Here is a 19553-nt window from a genome sequence, read left to right on the forward strand (position 1 = left end):
CGGATCAGAAGTGCGCCTTCAGGGTCATGGTGAAGTTGCGCGGCTCACCGTAATAGTTACCGAAACTCTCGGTCCCGATGGTGCTGTAGTAGCGCTTGTCGAACAGGTTGTTGCCGTTGAGGGCCAGCGACCAGGTGTCATCGATGCGGTAGCCGACGCGACCGTTCCACACGGCATAACCGGCCTGGGTGATCTTCTCCCCCGTCGCAGGCGATACCCGGAAATTGTCGCTTTGGGCATTGACCCCCGCACCGACGCTGAACCGTTCGAACGCCCCACCCAGGGCATAATCGCCCCACAGTCGCAGCACATGACGCGGCACATAGCTGTTGAACGAGCCGCCGTTGAGACTGGTGTCAATGTCGTTCAGGGTCTTGGTCTGGGTGTAGGTGTAACCGGCAAGCAGTTGCAGGCGCTCGATGACTTCACCGCTGATCTCGGCTTCGAAACCCTGGGCGCGAACCTTGCCGGCGTTCTCGTAGCAGTAACCGTCCGAGGACGCACAGCTTGAGTTGTAGTCGGTCTGGGCCTGGTCTTTCTGCAACGTGCGGAACAGGTTGAAGGCGCTGTTCAGGCGTCCCTCGAACCATTCGCCCTTGATCCCCAGCTCATAGCTTTCACCCACCAGGGGCTTGAGTGCCGAACCGCTTTCGGAACGGTAGTTGCCTTGGGGCGTGAAAATGTCCGAGTAACTGGCGTAGGCCGTCAGGTGTTCGTTGAGGTCCAGCAACACAGCGGCAAACGGGGTGACCTGGCCTGTCTCCGTGCTCTTGGCGTGTTCCGAACCGCCGGTGAGGAACACCGAGTCGGTCTTGGAGTTGTACCAACTCACCCGGCTGCCCACGACAAACGTCAACGGGTCCGCCAGTTTCAGGCGCAGGGTCGAATACAGGCCTTGTTGCCGGGTGACGGTTTTCACCGGGCCACCGCGCGTCGAGTTCTCGATGAAGTAACTGTCATCCGGTTCCGGAATGTGTCGATCCGGATCGAATACGTTCTGTTGCTGCGGCAGGAAGGCGACCGAGAAAAAATCGTCCTTGTCCGAACGGTTGGCGTTGAAGCCGACGATCAATTCATGCTGCTGCCCGAGGGCGTCGAACTTGCCGTCCAGGTAGGCGTCGAGGCCGTAATCGACCTGGTCATAGTCGTACATGCTGCCCAGCACATTGGTGGTCGAGACACCCGGCGTCACCGAGCCGGATGCAAAGGCGTATTTGATGTCCTGGGTGTTTTTCGTATAGACACCGGCCACCTTCACGGCCCAGTCGTCATTGAGTTGATGCTTGAGATCGCTGAACACCGTGGTCCGCTGGCTACGCCAGGTGTTCCACGACGGATCCAGGCAAGTAGAGCGACTGAGTTTCAAATCGCTGCCATCCCTGTAGCGCGGCTGCCCGCCCCAGCAAGGACTCGCATCGACGTCCTCATAGGCCAGGCCCAGGCCGAGGGTGGTGTCGGGCGTCAGGTCGAAGTCCAGGGCACCGTAGTAAATCTGGTCCTTGCGCCGAGCATCGTCGTAGAAATAATGCCGGCTCTGTTCGGCGATCACCGCCCTGCCCCGCAGGGTGCCGGAATCATTCAGCGGGCCACCGGTATCGACCTGCCCGCGGTAGTTGTCCCAGGTGCCGCCCGAGAGGCTGAGTTCGGTCTGGGCCGTGGCCTGGCCGCGTTTACGGACGAAATTGACGCCACCGGACGTGCCGCCGGCGCCCTTCATCATCCCGGCGGCACCGCGCAGGACTTCGACCCGATCGTAATACGCCATGTCACTGCTGAAACTGTCGGCCTGGACATAGCTGTTGCCCATGTCCAGCGGAACACCGTCGTATTGATACTGACCGGACATCCGGAACCCACGGGAGTAGAAATATTTGCCGCCCATGGTCGAGTCGTAGACGGTAATGCCGGGCGTTTTTTCCATCACTTGATCGATGGTGTTCAGGTTCTGGTCATCGAGCATCTTGCGAGTGATCACTGTCACCGACTGCGGCGTCTCGCGCAGGGAGTGCTCGCCTTTGCCGATCGTGACCGCCCCCGTCGTGTAGGAGCCACTGTTCTCGGTGGTCGCTCCGAGCATCTGCGCCTCGATGGTGGTTGCTCCCAGTTGCATGGCCGAACCGTTGGCCGGCACGGGGCGCAGCACGTACGTGCCGTTGGCCTGGCGATCGGCTTGCAGGCCGCTACCGCCAAGAATGCGGGCAAACCCATCGCCCACGCCGAACGAACCTCTCAGGCCGGGCGATTGCAGGCCCTGGAGTTGCCGGGCATCAAACGAAATGGCGACACCGGCGGCACTGGAGAACCGGGTCAGGACATCCACCAGGCTGCCGGCCCCGATATCGTAGGCCTGCACCGAACGCTGCTGCGCCGAGGCACCTGGAGCCGGACTGGCATTCACGACCCCGACGCTGCCGGTCACGGCTGCCAGCAAGCCGATTTTCACTGCAAACACCAGACGACCTGGCGCGCTTACCCAAGACATGCTTCCCCTCCCCCAAACGGTCGATAAAAACTCACTGAGGAAGAGCCGAACGATGGAGATAAAAAGTGCAGGACAGTGTTCTTTTTTATCGCGCCGCCACGTCAGCGCTGATCGCCGCTCGATACCCGGACCCAAAATCGGCTGTAGCGGGTCACGCGTAACGAAAAGCCACTCTCCAGCGCCGCCAGGGCGAGATCGGTGTTATCGACGGGAAACACGCCGGAAACCTTCAAGTCGGCAATGGCCGGATCACAACGCAACACGCCGTTGCGGTAACGCGACAGTTCATCCAGCAGCACCGCCAGAGGACGGTCAATGGCGATGATGCTTCCCTTCTGCCAGGCACCGACCGACACATCGTTGCCGCGCAGCGTACCCAGCGACCGGTCATTGAAATCCAGGCGCTGGCCGGCTTCGACGCGCATCCTCGAGCCAATCGCCGGGAGACTCACCTCGACCGCTTTTTCAAGCACCGCCACCTCACCGCCCCGCGCCTGGCCTCGGACGATAAAACGCGTGCCCAGCGCAAGCACTTCGACATGACCGGTGATGACCTTGAAAGGCCGCTGCAAGGGATCGATCGCCGTCGTGACGAGGATCTCCCCCCACAACAGCTCCAGTAGCCGCTGGCGCCCATCGAAACGAACATTGACCGAGGTGTCGGTGTTGAGCAGCACGGTGCTGCCGTCCGCCAGCTGAAACTCGCGGCGCTCGCCCACTGCGGTGCGGTAATCGCAAAGCAGGTTCTGCGTAGCCTGGCTGCGCCAGCCCAACCAACCCAGGCCGCTGGCGGACGTGAGCAACAAGACGCTGCGCAATACCTGGCGACGGGATCGATTGTGGCGTTCGCTCAAGGTCGGTGCCGCCAGGGCGCCCGGCACACTCGCCATCTGTTCAGCCACCGCTGTCATTCGTTGCCAGGCCTGGCTATGCAGCGGGTCTGCACTCAGCCAGGCATTCCACCCGGCTCGATCCGCGTCGGTCGTGATGCCGGAGTGAAGCCGGGCGTACCACTGCGCCGCCACACGGATGGCTTGCAACTCTTCGGCTGGCAGGTTCATGAAAGTTGTAATTGAATCTGCATCAGGCAGCAATGTTCCATGGCCTTGGCCATGTGGTTATTCACCGTACGTACGCTGACGCCCAGGCGCTCGGCAATTTGCGGGTAGGTCAGGCCGTCGAACTGCGACAGGATGAACGCCTGCCTGACTCGCGGCCCCAACCCCAGCAGCAAGCGGTCGATCTCCATCAGGGCCTGGAGCAGGATGGCCTGTTCTTCCAGCGACGGGTGCTGCTCTTGCGGCATGGCGGCCAAGGCTTCGAGGTAGGACTGTTCCAACGAACGGCGGCGAAACAGATCGATCAACAGCCCCTTGGCGATCATCGACAGGTACGGTCGCGGCTCACGAATATCCAACGCGGAGCGAGCCTTGATGACGCGCACGAAGGTATCCTGGGTCAGGTCCGCGGCATCGAAAGCATTGCCCAAACGCTTGCGCAGCCAGCCTTGGAGCCAACTGTGATGATCACTGTACAGAACGTCGACGGCACTGCGTAAGGACAGATCGTTGGCGGGCATGGCAATGGAATAATTCGCGACTGATAATGACTCGCATTGTCATGGAGCGCATCGCCGCTTGCAACCCAAACATGCACAGTCCCAGGCCTGCCATCTCACCCTCTTGGCATTGCTCAATGCACAGAGTGATTTTTCACCGTGCTCTCCACCAGATCCAGCATCTGCCCCAGCGCCCAGGGCTTGGCGATGAACGAGGCGTGATGCTTGATCCCGGCGCTTTCCGGGGTTTCGAAACCGGACATGATCAACAAGGGTATCTGTGGCCACCGGTCGCCGGTCAAATTGGCCAGGTCCGCGCCGTTCAGTTTGCCGGGCATGGTGATATCGGTGAGTAACAAGTCCACATCGTCAGCGCTCTGCTTGAGGAATTCCAGCGCCGCGTCGGCGCTTTCCCGGGGCTCCACGGCAAAGCCCTCGTCTTGCAGGATCTCACAGAGGAACTCCAGAATGGTCTGATCATCTTCAACGACGAGAATCAAACGCGCGGCCGCCTGTCCGTTGCCCTTTGGCATCGAATTCATGTAAGTGACTCTCCTTGACCCCATAAACGTTCTTTGCGGTTTCAACCGCTCTGCAAGTTATGAGCGATGCCCTTGCGAGAAATTCATTCTGCGTGCAAATACACCGCCAAACGTTGCGATAACCGCCCTGGAGCAACGCATCGCAACGCTTTATCTGTATATCCATACAGATAAAACTTGCTCCGACGCCCATCCATGACCATGCTACAGCCCCATGAAATCTGCTTAGGAAAAGGGCGCTATGCAGCTGTACCTGTGTGAAAAACCGTCCCAGGCCAAAGACATCGCTGCCGTGCTTGGTGCCACGCGCCGCGGTGACGGTTGCTGGCTGGGCGCGAACATCACAGTCACCTGGTGCATCGGCCATCTGCTGGAGACCGCCCCGCCCGACGCCTACGATGCCCGCTACAAGCGCTGGGTACTGGCAGACCTGCCTATCGTGCCGACGCAGTGGAAAATGACGGTCAAGCCGAAAACCGCGGGCCAGTACAAGGCGGTCAAGCGCCTGTTGGGGGAAGCCAAGACGCTGGTCATCGCCACCGACGCCGACCGTGAAGGCGAAATGATTGCCCGGGAACTGGTGGAGCATTGCCGCTACCGTGGACCGATCCAGCGTCTGTGGCTGTCGGCCCTGGACGAAGCGTCGATCCGCAAGGCCCTGGCCGCACTCAAGCCGGGCGCCGAAACCTTCAACCTCTACCATTCGGCCCTCGGCCGCTCCCGGGCCGACTGGCTGATCGGCATGAACATGAGCCGCCTGTTCACGCTGCTGGGGCGTCAGTCCGGTTATCAGGGCGTGCTGCCGGTGGGCCGCGTGCAGACCCCCACCCTGCGCCTGGTGGTGGATCGCGACCGCAGCATCGCGGATTTCGTACCGGTCGCCTATTGGGCCATCGACGTGCAACTGCGCCACGACGGCACTGTGTTCACCGCCCAGTGGCGCGCCGACCCGGATGCCTGCGACGATCAGGAACGTTGTTTGAACCAGGCCCTCGCCCAGGACGCCGCCCAAGCCATGGGCAACGCTGCCACCGCCCGGGTGATGAAAGTGCGCACCGAGCGCTTGCGCGAAGCGGCGCCGTTGCCGTTCGACCTGGGCACCCTGCAGGAAGTCTGCTCGAAGAAACTCGGCCTCGGCGCCCAGGAAACCCTGGACATTGCCCAGTCGCTCTATGAGACCTACAAGCTCATTACCTATCCGCGCAGCGATTGCGGTTTCCTGCCTTTGAGCCAGCACAGCGAAGCTGCGGCCATCCTCGCCGCCCTCGCCCAGGCCGACCCGGGTCTGGCGCCGCTGCGCGAGCACTTGCAGCCCCAACGCAAATCCCGGGCCTGGAACGACGCCAAGGTCAGCGCCCACCACGGCATCATCCCTACCGCTGCGGCGAAGAACCTCGACAAGCTCGCCGGCAAGCAGCGGGCCGTCTATACGCTGATACGGGCGCGATATCTGGCGCAGTTCCTGCCCAACCACGAATACGACCGGACCCAGGCCGACTTCGACTGCGCCGCCCAGGCATTGCGGGCCGTTGGCAAGCAAATCGTCGAACCCGGCTGGAAACGCGCCCTGCCCGAAGCGCTGGCTCCGGCACGAGGCCGTGAAGCACCGGCACCACAAACCTTGCCGGCCCTGGTCGAAGGTCGCGACTGCGCCGTGGACGAGGTCAAACTCAAGGACCTGTGGACCCAGCCCCCCAAACCGTTCACCGAGGGCGACCTGATCAAGGCGATGAAGAACGTTGCCCGGCTGGTGGAGGATCCGCTGCTCAAGCAAAAGCTCAAGGACACCACCGGCATCGGCACCGAAGCGACCCGGGCCTCGATCATCCAGGGCCTGCTCGACCGGGGTTACCTGGTGAAAAACGGCAAGGCCCTGTCCGCCACACCGGCGGCCTTCAGCCTGATCGATGCGGTGCCCCGCGCCATCGCCGATCCAGGCACTACCGCCATCTGGGAGCAGGCGCTGGACATGGTGCAAAGCGGAGAGATGAGCCTGGAAGAGTTCGTGACCCGCCAGGCCGCCTGGATGAGCAAACACATCGCCCGCTGCCAGGGCATGAGCCTGACCATCAACGGCCCGGCCAGCCCTGCCGGCCGTGGGGCCACCCCATGGAAAAGCAAACGCAAGCCGGCCAAGCGCAAGGCCAGCGGTACACCTCGCAAGGCGAGCAAAGCCAAGACGACCTGATAAATACATGTTCGACGCGTCGCCCTGTGGGAGCGAGCCTGCTCGCGATAGCGTTATGTTAGTCACCATGGATACCGACTGATACACCGCCATCGCGAGCAGGCTCGCTCCCACAGGGATATCTGCCCTGATCCAGAATTTTCATAACAAAACCATTTTGTCCGACAATATGTAGTGACCAAAAATAATCACTACAAAACCGTTGACGCCTCCGATTTGGCCTTGCATGATGCAGACGTCTCCCTGATCGGGAGTACAGGTAAATGCTTGAGCAAGCTCGTCTGACCGCCGAGCTGTTTTTTGGATAAGGGACTGCCCACAAGGCAGATTGAAGGTGCTGACCTGGCATGACCGTCCGGTGACAAGGACGAGAAACGTCGGCGACGATCCTCATGACGCGCGTGGTCGACCCTCGAAAGTTGACAATGCCTGAAGGTTCTTCGCTGTTTCTCTTCGTTGTAGCGCATTTGCGTAGCAGCCCTTCGATAACACTACACAACCGATGCACGACCCCGTCGAAGTCAGACGGCCGGGTGCTGACGGCCTGGTTTCGGTGCTAGCCATGCAGCACTGGACAGGCACTTACCGAAAGAAGCGAAGTTTTTGCGAACCACCAGACAGATCAACCAAATGGTCAAGGGGCTTACACATGAATCTGAATAATCAACCATCTATTGATGAACTGGCTCGCATGTTCGCAGCACACAAAGACACCCTGGACAGCCATATCCTGTGGATCAGCAAGAATGGCCAGGTCCATATGGACTGCCTGTCGCCGTTCACCCAGGAAGACGAATTCGAGAAGAATCAGCAGGACCTGTGTGCCCGGTTGAAGATGTACCGTCGTGGCCAGGGCTACGTCGGCAAGAAGGCCGCGGCCGACAAAGACTTCATGGGTCGCGTGCTGCAAACGCTGACCCAGGCGTGGCAGTCGATGCAGAACACCTCTGAAGTTCGGGTCATCGACCGCCTCTGCTGATCGCGCTTAAAACAAAGGGCCCGTTCCTGATTGGAACGGGCCCTTTTTTTGGGCGTTAGAACACCGACCAGCCGATTCGTTGGCTGAGCAATTCCAGCGCCGCCATGCCTGCCAGGGAATTGCCCGCCACATTGAGTTCCGGCGACCAGACGCACACCGTGAAACGCCCCGGCACCACGGCAACAATCCCGCCGCCCACCCCGCTCTTGCCCGGCAGGCCAACGCGATAGGCAAAATTGCCGGCTTCATCGTACAGCCCGCTGGTGGCCATGATGGAGTTGACCTGCTGGGTCTGGCGGGCGCTCAGGATCTGTTCGCCACTGTGCTTGCAGAAGCCGTCGTTGGCCAGGAAGCAGAACGCCCGGGCCAGATCGATGCAGCTCATGCGCAACGCGCAGTGACTGAAATAGCTGCGTAGCACCGCTTCCACGTCGTTATGAAAATTACCGAAGGACTGCATCAGGTAGGCCATCGCCGCATTGCGGGCGCGGTGCTGGTATTCCGACTCAGCGACCTTGCCGTCCACCATGACCTGTGGATTGCCCGACAGGCGCCGTACGAAATCACGCATCGAAAGCGCTGGCGCGGCAAAACGCGACTGATTGATGTCGCAGATCACCAAGGCGCCGGCGTTGATGAACGGGTTGCGCGGCCGACCGCGTTCAAATTCCAGCTGCACCAGAGAATTGAAGGGCTGGCCGGAGGGCTCATGGCCCAAACGCTCCCAGATTGCCTCGCCGGAATGGCCGATGGCCTGCACCAGGCTGAAAACCTTGGAAATACTCTGCACCGAAAACGGCGTTTCAGCGTCACCTGAGCAATACATTTCGCCATCGTTGCCGTAGACGGCAATGCCCAACTGGTTGGCCGCAACGGTGCCAAGGGCGGGAATGTAGTCGGCCACCTTGCCCTGACCGATCAGGGGGCGAACCGCATCGAGGATCTCGTTCAACAATGCTTGCATATGCGCATGGGTCCAATCATTCCCCGTTCGAGTGCGGGGATACAGACGCTAGACGCTGATGGGTGCGATCAGAGCACACTCAATAGACCAGCAACATCTGTTGCGAGGCGATCCGTGGGAGCAAAGCTTGCTCGCGATCAAGCTCACGCGGTCTGTCTGGAACCGAATCGCCTGCTTCGCGGGCAAGCCTTGCTCCCACAGAATTCAAGAGATTTCATGGGCGCTTGTCATCCAATCGAGCGGTCTATAGTTGAAGGGATCAATCGGCAGGAGACATCGATGCGACAGATCATGCAGAAGGAACCCTGGTGGGCCTCGCCCCCCAGACCCGGTCAAGATGAAAGTGAGCTGGAATGGGGCTGGCTGGTGATCTACAGCGAAGGAGAGCCGCGCTTCGAATTCATCAAGGAGCGGCCCTCGGACGAACAGATCCGTCATCGCAAGGGTTGCCGCGTCACCCTCGGGGCAGAATGAACCGTCCGTCACGGTTTGATGGCTGGCAACTCCACCGCGCGATTGGCCAGGTCCGCCGCCACCAGGCTGCCTTCGATTTCCTCGGCCAGGTAGTACACCGGTGCCATCACCCCGCTGAGGGGATGCTTGAGCGACTGGAACCAGGCTTCGTCGAACGCTGCGCTGAGGCTCTTGCGGATTTGAGTCTCCATTTCCGGACGCTCGCCCTCATGAATGATCGCGCGAATCCCCGCCACGCCAACTGAGATCAACGCCCCCGCCGCTTTCCCGGCCACGGCTGCCGCCGCCCCGGCCGCACCTCGCGTGGCGAATTGCGCTTCGATTTTTTCACTGGTGCGTTGTGCCACCGTGGCGATCACCGCATCCGATGGCCCCGAACCTGTCACAGCGGCTTTGTTGACGTGGTCGATCAGCGCGGCGTACGCCGGCAATGTATTGAGGGGCTCGGTATGCGCCATCTCATACAACGAGGCGTTACGCGCCGCTGGCGGCCCCAGGCTGATGGCAGGAATGCCGTGCAGGCGCCGACTCATCAGCTCCGGCGGGATTCGGTGCTGGCGGGCAATCACTTGGACCTGTTGATTGAGCAGGCGCACGTAGTAGCCCGTCGCGTTGGCCCTGATCGCCTCGGGGTCGATTTCCACCGCCACAGGTGCCAGCACCTGCTCGCGGTACTGCTCTTGCAGGTAAACGGCCAGACGTCTGGCCGCGGAGTCCTCTTCGCCTTCGGCACTGGCGGCATACCAACTGACCTTCACCGCCAGCCATTCCTGGGTCCAGTAGCTGCTGAACCAGGGGATGAATTGAATCTCGGTCCGTTCATACACGAGCCGGCGCCAATGCTCCATCGAGCCGCGCGCGTAGAGCCCGGCCTGTTCGATAGCGCTTTTCGACGCGGCGACGATCTGCCGGTCAACCTGCCGCCAGGTGTCCTGGGAAACCGCCACGGTGGCGACCTGCTGCTCGCGCGGCGACGTGGCGCACCCCGCCAGAACCAACAAAACGGCCAGCATCAGTGAACGCAGCACGATTGCGCCATCCCGAGGTCAAGTCATCCACGGGGTTGAGTATAGGTCGCGAGGAACACGGGCCTGGAGGAAAAACACAAACCAATGTGGGAGCGAGCCTGCTCGCGATGGCGGCTCAAAACCGCGTGAAATGCTCGAACTGCCAATCATCCGCCGCCCCGTCCAGGGAACACGTGTGCACCGCGCCGGTCGGTCTCCAGTCGGTCTGCTTGCCCACCAAGGTACCGAGGTAAGGCCTGGCCACTTCCAGCACACGTTCGTAGTCCATGTGCTCTGGCTCGACGATGCCGCGATCCGGGTTTTCCACCGCCCAGACAATCCCCGACAAAACCCCCGCCGCCACTTGCAAACTGGTGGCATTGTTGAAGGGCAAGAGCGCCCGGGCTTCATCGATGGTCAATACCGAGCCGAACCAGTAGGCATTGAGTTCATGCCCCATCAGCAAGACGCCCAGCGCATCGGCTCCGATGCTGTCGATTTCACCGTTGAGAATGCGTTGCTGCTGTTGGCTCTGCCAGCCTCGACCAATCAACTCATGGATCGACAGCAAAGCATCGTTGCACGGGTGATAGGCGTAATGCAGTGTGGGGCGATAGATCAGTTTCTGCTGGTCCTTGAGTGTTAGCAGATCCGCTGTAGAGGCGGTTTCGTGATGGGTGATCATCAGCCCCAGGCACGGCCCGCCCAACGGTGTCCAGGTCTTGACCGGCACAGTGGCGCTCGGGCGCTCGAGGTAGATGGCATTGCGACTGCCGAAGCGGTGGCGCCTGGCAGACGTTGGCCAGGTGCGCTCGTGGGTGCCCCAGCCCAACTCGGCCGGTTGGTGGCCCTCGCTGATCAAGCCTTCCACCGACCACGTATTGACGAACTCATCGTCCTGCTTGAGGCGGCTGGAGCGCTGAGTGTCGCGCTCGGCAAAATGAATCACCTTGATGCCGGTCTCCATGCACAGCCTGGCCCAGTCCACGCCTTCGCGGTTCTGTGGCAAGCGATGGTTCAATTGCACGGCCAGTTCCACCAGGCCAGCCTTGAGCAGATGAGTGATCAAACCGGGGTTGGCGCCATGGGCCACGACGGCGGTCGGGCCATGGCCCAGTTTTTTGCGCAGGCCCAGCATCTGGTAGCGCAACGCGTAATTGGTGCGATGCGATAAATCCAATGAAGGGTCATCGTAGCCGCCGGCCCAAGGCTCAATGCAGGTATCCAGGTACAGCGCGCCCTTGCCGAAGGCATAAGTCATCAGGGCCAGCGAACTGACTTCCACCGACAGGTTGACGATGAAGTCGCCAGGTTTGATGAAGCGGTCCAGGGTCTGCGTGAAGGTGTGTTCAGTCAGCGCTTTGCGGACAAAGCAAATGCCCCGCTCCTTGAACCAGATATTTTTCTCGATCACGGGCGCAATGACCGTGATCTGATTGACCGGGACGTGATCCTGCCGCAACAGCAGCGGCAGCGTGGCCCGGGTAATGGAGCCAAATCCGATGAAGATCAGATGGCCCGAAAACCTGACCCGGTGCTTCATGTGCAGTCTCCCCGGAACGTTGACGATGGAGCCATGAAATACCGGTCACCGGACTTTGGCTACTGTCAGGCTCGACAGGCACCCGGCGCAGGCGTTGCCGGCCCTGCGCCGTGGACCGCGTTCAACTTAAGACGTGCCCAGCCCCTCAGACAGGTCCGTACCGGAACGCGCCTGAGCACGCGGTGAAGTTTCGTCACGATGCTCGGTGGTCTTGCTCACGCTATCGCGCACCGTTGCATACCCCTCGCGTGCCGCTTGCCTGGCCTTGTCGGCCAGATCGGCGCTGGTCTTGCCCATCACCCGCTGCTCAGTGGCAGTACTGGGCAGTGCGGCGCCGAGCATGGCGCCCAGCGCGATTCCCGCGGCCGCCATCATCAACGGTTGCTCCTTGAGCAGACGGCTGAATTGATCACCCAGGTCCTGCGAGCCATGGGCCACGCGCTCACCCGTCTCGTGAGCTTTGCTCCGGGCATGGCTGGCGCTGGCGCCCAAACCGTCGGCCAGATGCGAAGCCTTGTCCTTGAGATGATGAAACCCGTCGCGCAACGAGTCGGTGGTGCTGTGCAGATGCTCCTTGGCACTGTCCAGGCCACCGGCAAGCCCTTCGCTCCAGCCGCTGGCATCCTGGTCCGGCCCGACGCGATAACCGACCCGTGGCGGACGGTTCTGACCCAGCATCAGCCAGCACAGCCCCACGGTGGTCAGCACGGTGGGCACTGGGTTGTTGCGCACGGTGGTACCCAGGTTGCCAAAAAACTGCGACCCGTTGCCTTTGGCCAGGGTCAGCGCCTGGTCGAGCATCTGCCCCGGCGTGAACTTGCTGCCCAGGGCGTCGACGATATGGCTGATGTGGGCCCGTTGCTCGTCGATCTCGCGCTCGATGGTTTCCGGGCTCTTCTGGGATTCGGTTTTGAATTCATCCTTCATGAGACTTTCCTCCGCAGGGCTTCCTGGTCTTTGTTCAACGCATCGAGCGTTCGCTCAGGCTTGAAGTGGGACGGTTCGAATTGCTTCTTGCCCGACTGCACCATGATGAAACCAATGATCATGACCACTGCGCCGACGATCAACGCCGCGAGCCAGGGCTGCATGATCGTGCTCAAGCCATAGACCACCGCCATCAGTAAGATGATAAAACCGGCCAGCAGCACCATCGCGCCACCGGCCACCCCGGCGATACCCGCTTTCAAAGTATTCAGGCTCGCTTGGAATTCGGCCTTGGCCAGTGCCAGCTCCTTGGTAAAAAGCGAGGGGACTTCGTGGGTCAATTGCTTTAACAGCCCCATCACCGACGCATCGTGATCGGGCACCGACGTCCCGACGGGACGCTGAATATCTGGGTCTGGTCGGTTCATTGCAATTCTCCTCGGGTATTGGCCGAACCGGGCAACGAGCCGGTAGTGGCATCACTGGGCTGGTCCTGGGTGCCGGACGCAGCGGGAGTGCTGGCGGTGGCGTGGCCGCCGGCAGAATTGACGCCCGGTGCGATAGGATCCGGGTTCGGATCAAAGGGTCCACGGGCGGCAAATCCTCCGCTTGGCGGGCTTGAGTGGCCGGCGGCGGGATCGACTACTTCGGCCGGGACAGGCGAGCTGCCGGCCTTCAGAAACCGCGACAGGCCAAACCCCACCGCTACGCTGCCGACCAGGAACAGACCCGGGTTTTCCCGAGCCAGTCGAGAACCATCGTGCAGCAATTGCTCGGCGCTCATGTGGCGTAATTTGCTGGACAGGCCGCTCATCGAATCGGCCATGTCTGCCAGATAGTGGGACAGGCCCAGGGTGTCGTTGGCTTCGATTTCCGACACGGCTGACTTGGCACCACGCGCCAGTGCATCGATCTGATCCGCTGCCGTATCGCGGTATTGGCCGAAATGCGCATCGGCCTGCTCACGAGCGCTGCCTATGGCCTCGCTCACGTCCTCCTTGATGTGGTTCAGGTGATCCTCGGGTCGGGCCTGGCCCGACGTGCCGTTTTCTCGCTCGGGGTTGTTGTCCGGGATAGTCATGTCTGCCCATCGCCTCCGTGATGAATACTCGATACCGGGAAGCCCCGAGGGGTGCCCGACTACGTGCCTCTCAGTACAGATGACGGAGCAGGTTGAGGCGTAGTTCAAACGAGTTTCACTGCGGGACGCCGTGCGGTACCACAGGCCGCTGGTTTGTCTGCGGGCACAAAAAAATCGGGCCCTGGCGCATTCGCCAGGCCCGATTTCGATCCTGCTGATACCCTTCGTGGTTCAGTGCTCGACGGCCTGCTAACCCAGTGCCGTGTCGAGGAACATCATCACCGCAAACCCCATCATCAACCCCAGCGTGGCTGGCGTTTCGTGGCCGTTGCGGTGGGTTTCCGGAATCACTTCGTGGGACACCACGAAGATCATGGCCCCCGCCGCCAGCCCCAGGCTGATGGGATACGCCACGGCCACGCCCGAGGACATGCCCAACCCGATCACCGCACCCAGCGGCTCCATCAGCCCCGAGCCCACCGCGATCAGCGCGGCACGCAGCGCACTGATCCCGGTGACTCGCAGCGCCATGGCGATGGCAAGCCCTTCGGGGATGTCCTGGATCGCAATGGCAGTGGTCAGGGGCATGCCGACCCGCAGATCACCGTTAGCAAAACTGACGCCGATGGCCATGCCCTCGGGCAAATTGTGCAAGGTGATGGCGAGCACGAACAACCAGACACGGTTGATGCGTTCCGATTGCGGACCGCGCCGGCCACTCACTTCATGTTCGTGGGGCACGAAACGGTCAAGGCCGATCATCAGGAGCACGCCCAGACCCAGGCCGACCACAACGACAAACGCGGCGAGCAGTTGATTGCCCACGATACTTTGTGCCGCTTCGATACCCGGCAGGATCAGCGAAAACGAACTGGCGGCGAGCATCATGCCCGCGGCAAAACCGAGCATGATGTCCTGGGTCCGCGAGGAGATATCACGCAGCACCACCGCCATCAACGCGCCCAGCGCCGTGGCGGCGAAACCGGCGGTGCCGCCCAGAACGGCGTAGCCCAGGTTGTGCCGGTCGGCCCCCACCAATGCGTTGTAACCGCTGTAGAGCAACAGCGCGGCGATCACCGCCAGCCCCAGCCAGAAGCTTACCCCCAGCAGCAGGTTGTTTTGCACAGGATCCAGCCAGGTACGCCAGGGCGATCGGATCCGGGAGGTGGGCTGGTCCATCGAATATCCTTACTGGTTTTGCGCCAGGTCATGTCTGATCGTTCCCCCAACGAGGGGTCCGCTCAAACGCAATTTTCAGGCGAAGGAGCCAGGCCCCCTCGCCGGTTTCCTACAGTTTGTCACCTTGCATCCCTGAACCCAAGTCGGCACCTGTCATGGGGTCGCTTTCCGGGTTGGACATGGTCCGCGCCTTCATGTCCATCAGCAGCGCTTCGTCTTTCTTGCTCAGTTGCACACTCGCCAGACCATCGCCGCCATCCACCGCCGGCGTTGGGTTCTCGACGAATTCCCACTCATCGCCCTGGTTCCATGGGCCACGCACCGAAGGCTCGCCTTGGGACATGTTGAAGTACACGTTGGTGAACTCTGGCATGCCTGGCAGTTTACCTTGAGGGAAATTCGGCTGGATCGAGTGCAGGGCTTTCTCGAAGGACATCTGGTGCGCGATTTCACGGGTCATCAAAAAGCCCAGCGCTTCTTTTACCCCAGGATCATCGGTGAGATTCATCAGGCGCTCATAGATGATTTTCGCCCGTGCCTCGGCGGCGATGTTGGACCGCATGTCCGCTGTCGGCTCACCTATGGTGTCGACGTAAGCGGCTGTCCAAGGTACACCGGCCGAATTGGTCAGCGGGGAACCGGCGCCATAAAGCAGGCTGGTGATGTGAGAGTCGTTGCCGGCACCGTTGATGTCCCGGTACAGCTGGCCTTCCTTTTCCACACCCTCGGCCATTCGGCCCTTCGCGCCTTTATTGAGCATCACAATGATCGAGCCGATCACCTCCAGATGACTGAGCTCTTCGGTGGCAATGTCCATCAACAGATCCTTGCGGCCGGGATCATCCTCGGACAGGGCCTGGGTGAAGTAGCGCGACGCCGCCGCCAACTCGCCCTGGGCACCGCCGAACTGTTCAAGCAACAGATTAGCCAGCCCTGGGTTAGGCTCGGCGACACGTACGGTGTACTGCAGTCTTTTGTTATGTAAGAACATGATGAAACTCCTCGTTCAGGACACAAGCCAAAGGGACACTGCCGGGGGCAGGCCCACAGAAAATCTGAAGAAGTTAAACAGTTAAAATTTATCTTTTATTTAATAAACGAGACGAACGGTAATCGGTAAGGCGCACTTGCAGAAATGCCAGGTAACTGAACAACTTACACTCCCCTCACGCTTGAAGACATTCCTTGCCGCGATCCCGTTGTATATAAATCCGACAGGCCCCATGCGATTAACACAGGGCCCGTAACGTCATTGAGTATTCAGAGTTGCGCCCATGATCCTGGCTGTTTCCAGGGCCTTTTTGACTTGTTTCGGAAACTGTCTAGCGGTCGCTGGTAACGTTGTCGCCGGATGCCTGACCGCCCTTTCGACCGGCCTCGGAGGCCCGCTCAGGGTCTTTGGCAAAATTGCCACCCGAGGCTTGGCCACCTTTTCGGCCGGCGGCGGCGGCTCGTTCCGGGTCATTGGCAAAATTGCCGCCCGAAGCTTGCCCCCCCTTGCGCCCGGCCTCGGATGCGCGCTGCGGATCATTCGCGAAGTTACCACCTGACACGTGGCCGCCCTTCTTCCCCGCTTGCGATGCCTTTTCACGATCGTTAGCGAAATTGCCAGGATTCTTATTTCCTGTGTTAGCCATTTCATTCACCTCGTTAGTTGATGTTGCGAACCTGCTGACTCCTAACAATCTGAAAGTCTGGCGCCGACAAGGTTTTAAACACATCTTGAAAACAGCGACGAACGGCTCATGCAATCCCACACTCTCACTGCGGCGTCGAGTTACAACGGCCTTTCAAAGAAATGACGCCCAATAATGAATTCAACTACTCAACTTGAGCGATACCCATCGTTAGCGGGCCGCAATCTCGGTTTATATTCAGGATGAAATGGGATAGCTGGGCGCAAAGGTGTCCTCCAGCGCTTCATCCCGTTAATTGCCATCCATGTCTGGCCCGCCATTCTTGCCGCTGCGTTCGCAATGGCAATCCGGTGCCGGACAAGGTTCACCGTTTGGATGTTGGTCGGCGCAGGCTTGACTGCAATAGGCCTCGCCATCGCGATTGAACACCTGTTGCGGGTCCACATCGCATTGGCAATCGGGGCAACCGCACTTTAACTCGCTCATGTTCGTTCTCCTGGGTTCCGGGTTTAAAGCTGTCGTCAGGATCACACCAGCAATTGAACCTCAAGGTTCGCCGCCGCAACGCCATGGTTCGCCACATAAACCTCGGCGGTCCAGCCTTTGGTCAGGTTGCGATAAGACTGGGTGCCCAAGGCCTTGCCACTGTCCCACTCCATGACGTCACCAATATCGATGTCGTTGGCGGAATCGAGCTCAAGGACTGTGTGGTTGTCTTCTTCCTCGACGTACACACCGACCATTGCTCTCTGTCGATTGATGGCCCGTACTTCACCGGTGGTCTGTTTCATACGCCTCCTCTTCTCGGTGCGTTAAATGCCGAAGCACGTCAGCGGCAGCATTTTTCACACTCAGCGCTTGGGGTCGACACAGCATTGCAACACGACAGTTTTGAGTGCCGTTCATAGAGGTGGATGTCGCGCAACCGGGGAAAGTTTGAAGAAACAACAACGCTGTGCGACGAAAGGCATTCCCACCGCCCTCTCGACGAACCACGATGCTAACCTCAACGACTCCAGGCCAGCGGAGCGACCTCTATGCCCGACGACTTTCACCGTCAACCGATCGATCAATTGCTGGAGCATATGGCCGGGCGCCGTTTTCTGGTGCTCACCGGTGCCGGCATCAGCACCCCTTCGGGCATTCCCGACTACCGGGACAGCGAGGGTGTGCGACGGGGTCGGCAACCCATGATGTACCAGGAGTTTCTCGCCAAACCCGAAGCACGGCGGCGCTACTGGGCGCGGGCGATGCTGGGCTGGCCGCGGGTCCATCAGGCCCGGCCGAACGTGGCCCACGAGGCGTTGGCGATGTTGCAGGCGCACCAACGCATCAGCGGCCTGATCACCCAGAATGTCGACACCCTGCATGACCAGGCTGGCAGCCACGACGTGATCGAACTTCACGGAAGCCTGCATCGGGTGGTGTGCCTCGATTGCGAGCAGCACAGTGAGCGCCAGCAGATCCAGCTGTTGATGCAAGCGCAGAATCCTTACCTGGCCGGTGTCGACGCGGTTCAGGCGCCGGACGGCGATACCCTGCTGGATGCCGCGTTCGAGGCGCGCTTCCAGGTGCCCCGCTGCCCTCATTGCGACGGCGAGCGCTTGAAACCCGACGTGGTGTTTTTCGGCGAAAACGTCGCCGCCGTCACCGCCGCTCGCGCCATGCAAGCCGTCGAACAGGCGGACGGCCTGCTGGTAGTGGGCTCGTCGCTGATGGCGTGGTCGGCGTTTCGCCTGTGCCGGGCGATCAAGGAACAGGGCAAGCCGCTGCTGGCGATCAACCGGGGCAAGACACGGGCCGACGAGTTGCTGGATCTCAAGCTTGAAGAGCCTTGTGAGCAACTGCTGCCGCTGCTGACTCAACGCCAGTTCTAACAGCACCGCAGCCCCCCCTGTGGGAGCGAGCCTGCTCGCGATTGCGCTGGTTCAACTAGCCTCTATGCTGGATGTGCCGCCGCAATCGCGAGCAGGCTCGCTCCCACAAGTGAACCGTGGTTTACCGCGTGGTCAACTGCGCACCGATGTCCTGATCCCTGAGCGTATCGAACAACGCCTGCGCCGCCGCCGACAGTTCATGCCCCGGCTTGGTCAGCACACCGATGGCCCGTTCTATCACTGGATCGCTGAGGGTGATGCAGCGGGCGCCCAGCTCATGCATCTGCCCGACACACAGCGCCGGGACCGCACTCACCCCCAACCCGCTGGCGACCATCCGTCCAACTGTCGCCAACTGATGGCTCTCGAATTCCACCGGCAGTTTCATGCCTCGGTTTTGCAAATGCTCCTCCAGCATCACCCGCACGGTGGAGGGCCTTTGCAGCGTGATAAACGGCTGCTCCAGCAGCGTCTGCCACTGGATCTCACTGCGCTGCGCCAGTGGCGAGTCCAGCGGCACCACCGCGACGAAGCGGTCCAGATACAACGGGGTAAAGGCCAGCGACGAGCTCTGCATCGGCTCGAACGCGACCCCCAGTTCAACGTGCCGATCACGAACCATTTCCAGCACCTGTTCGTTGATCACATCGTTGACCGTGACGTTGACATTCGGATAGCGGGCGCGGAAGGTCCTGAGGATCGGCGGCAGCAGGTTGCCGGCAAAGGACGGCATTGCCGCCAAGGTGACGCGGCCGCGTTGCAAGGTGAAGCGTTGGCGCATTTCATCCTCGGCGTTGTCCCAATCGGCAACCAGGCGCCGGGCCAGGGGCAGCAGCGATTCGCCTTCAGGCGTCAGCGCCACGTTGCGAGTATTGCGACTGAACAGACGCCCGCCCAAGCCTTCTTCCAAGGCCTTGATGGTCAGGCTCAGGGCCGACTGGGACAGGTGCAGCCGCTCGCAGGCCACGGCGAAGCTCAGGCTTTGGGCCACGGCGAGAAAAGCGCGGATTTGCTTGAGGGTCATGGGTCGCTGTGCTCCCGGCGGCAAGCGGTCAGTTTCAAGCCGCAAACGGATATCGGCAATTAGTGAGTTTTATCAATCAATCCAACCTAAA

20 protein-coding genes are annotated in these 19553 nt (G+C 60.8%); 4 read left to right on the forward strand and 16 right to left on the reverse strand.

Features of this window, described 5'->3' with window-relative positions; genetic code table 11:
- Positions 1–4 precede the first annotated feature (4 nt).
- The 4 genes from AC3I65_RS16385 to AC3I65_RS16400 form a co-directional block, all read right to left on the reverse strand.
- On the reverse strand, positions 5–2482 hold the full coding sequence (locus AC3I65_RS16385) for a TonB-dependent siderophore receptor (RefSeq protein WP_488524003.1): 2478 nt from the start codon (positions 2480–2482) through the stop codon (positions 5–7).
- Between the two features lie 101 nt (positions 2483–2583).
- Complete coding sequence (locus AC3I65_RS16390; protein ID WP_047227798.1) at positions 2584–3543, reverse strand: FecR domain-containing protein; 960 nt, start codon at positions 3541–3543, stop codon at positions 2584–2586.
- The gene (locus tag AC3I65_RS16395; RefSeq protein WP_047227797.1) at positions 3540–4061 is read right to left on the reverse strand and encodes a sigma-70 family RNA polymerase sigma factor; all 522 of its coding nucleotides are present in this window, start codon (positions 4059–4061) and stop codon (positions 3540–3542) included. Before AC3I65_RS16395 ends, AC3I65_RS16390 begins: the two co-directional genes overlap by 4 nt.
- Positions 4062–4174: 113 nt before the next feature.
- Positions 4175–4582: a response regulator gene (locus AC3I65_RS16400; RefSeq protein WP_047227796.1), complete on the reverse strand. Its 408-nt coding sequence runs from the start codon at positions 4580–4582 to the stop codon at positions 4175–4177.
- A gap of 241 nt (positions 4583–4823) precedes the next feature.
- Here AC3I65_RS16400 and AC3I65_RS16405 point away from each other — a divergent pair, with 241 nt between their 5' ends.
- Both AC3I65_RS16405 and AC3I65_RS16410 read left to right on the forward strand, forming a co-directional pair.
- The gene (locus tag AC3I65_RS16405; protein WP_173406785.1) at positions 4824–6770 is read left to right on the forward strand and encodes a DNA topoisomerase III; all 1947 of its coding nucleotides are present in this window, start codon (positions 4824–4826) and stop codon (positions 6768–6770) included.
- 649 nt (positions 6771–7419) lie between these two features.
- The gene (locus AC3I65_RS16410) at positions 7420–7749 is read left to right on the forward strand and encodes a hypothetical protein (RefSeq protein ID WP_047227794.1); all 330 of its coding nucleotides are present in this window, start codon (positions 7420–7422) and stop codon (positions 7747–7749) included.
- 55 nt (positions 7750–7804) lie between these two features.
- Here AC3I65_RS16410 and glsB read toward each other — a convergent pair whose 3' ends face one another.
- Positions 7805–8713: a glutaminase B gene (gene glsB, locus AC3I65_RS16415; RefSeq protein ID WP_047227793.1), complete on the reverse strand. Its 909-nt coding sequence runs from the start codon at positions 8711–8713 to the stop codon at positions 7805–7807.
- 279 nt (positions 8714–8992) lie between these two features.
- Between glsB and AC3I65_RS16420 the strand changes: the two genes are divergently transcribed.
- Positions 8993–9187, forward strand: coding sequence for a hypothetical protein (locus AC3I65_RS16420; RefSeq protein ID WP_047227792.1), 195 nt, complete (start codon positions 8993–8995; stop codon positions 9185–9187).
- Between the two features lie 8 nt (positions 9188–9195).
- On the opposite strand, the gene AC3I65_RS16425 is transcribed toward AC3I65_RS16420, so the two are convergent.
- From AC3I65_RS16425 to AC3I65_RS16470, 10 genes are all read right to left on the reverse strand, one after another.
- A complete protein-coding gene (locus tag AC3I65_RS16425; protein ID WP_107322636.1) occupies positions 9196–10215 on the reverse strand; it encodes a hypothetical protein in 1020 nt (339 codons plus the stop codon).
- Positions 10216–10330: 115 nt separating this feature from the next.
- Complete coding sequence (locus AC3I65_RS16430) at positions 10331–11737, reverse strand: saccharopine dehydrogenase C-terminal domain-containing protein (protein ID WP_139049638.1); 1407 nt, start codon at positions 11735–11737, stop codon at positions 10331–10333.
- A gap of 126 nt (positions 11738–11863) precedes the next feature.
- On the reverse strand, positions 11864–12664 hold the full coding sequence (locus tag AC3I65_RS16435) for a DUF3618 domain-containing protein (protein WP_047227789.1): 801 nt from the start codon (positions 12662–12664) through the stop codon (positions 11864–11866).
- Positions 12661–13092, reverse strand: a complete 432-nt coding sequence (locus AC3I65_RS16440) for a phage holin family protein (protein WP_047227788.1) — start codon at positions 13090–13092, stop codon at positions 12661–12663. Before AC3I65_RS16440 ends, AC3I65_RS16435 begins: the two co-directional genes overlap by 4 nt.
- Positions 13089–13745: a hypothetical protein gene (locus AC3I65_RS16445; RefSeq protein WP_107322635.1), complete on the reverse strand. Its 657-nt coding sequence runs from the start codon at positions 13743–13745 to the stop codon at positions 13089–13091. Before AC3I65_RS16445 ends, AC3I65_RS16440 begins: the two co-directional genes overlap by 4 nt.
- Before the next feature lie 249 nt (positions 13746–13994).
- Complete coding sequence (locus AC3I65_RS16450; protein ID WP_047227786.1) at positions 13995–14924, reverse strand: ZIP family metal transporter; 930 nt, start codon at positions 14922–14924, stop codon at positions 13995–13997.
- Positions 14925–15033: 109 nt separating this feature from the next.
- Positions 15034–15915 (reverse strand): manganese catalase family protein, encoded by an 882-nt coding sequence (locus tag AC3I65_RS16455; protein ID WP_047227785.1) that lies wholly within the window; start codon positions 15913–15915, stop codon positions 15034–15036.
- A gap of 331 nt (positions 15916–16246) precedes the next feature.
- A complete protein-coding gene (locus AC3I65_RS16460; RefSeq protein ID WP_047227784.1) occupies positions 16247–16561 on the reverse strand; it encodes a con-10 family general stress protein in 315 nt (104 codons plus the stop codon).
- Between the two features lie 291 nt (positions 16562–16852).
- Positions 16853–17047, reverse strand: a complete 195-nt coding sequence (locus tag AC3I65_RS16465; protein WP_047227783.1) for a metallothionein — start codon at positions 17045–17047, stop codon at positions 16853–16855.
- Positions 17048–17088: 41 nt separating this feature from the next.
- Positions 17089–17352 (reverse strand): hypothetical protein, encoded by a 264-nt coding sequence (locus AC3I65_RS16470; protein ID WP_047227782.1) that lies wholly within the window; start codon positions 17350–17352, stop codon positions 17089–17091.
- A gap of 246 nt (positions 17353–17598) precedes the next feature.
- Between AC3I65_RS16470 and AC3I65_RS16475 the strand changes: the two genes are divergently transcribed.
- Positions 17599–18438, forward strand: coding sequence for an NAD-dependent protein deacetylase (locus AC3I65_RS16475; protein WP_488524004.1), 840 nt, complete (start codon positions 17599–17601; stop codon positions 18436–18438).
- 121 nt (positions 18439–18559) lie between these two features.
- On the opposite strand, the gene AC3I65_RS16480 is transcribed toward AC3I65_RS16475, so the two are convergent.
- A complete protein-coding gene (locus AC3I65_RS16480) occupies positions 18560–19462 on the reverse strand; it encodes a LysR family transcriptional regulator (RefSeq protein WP_281460025.1) in 903 nt (300 codons plus the stop codon).
- Positions 19463–19553 lie beyond the last annotated feature (91 nt).

It is taken from the genome of Pseudomonas sp. N-1-13 (assembly GCF_057787095.1).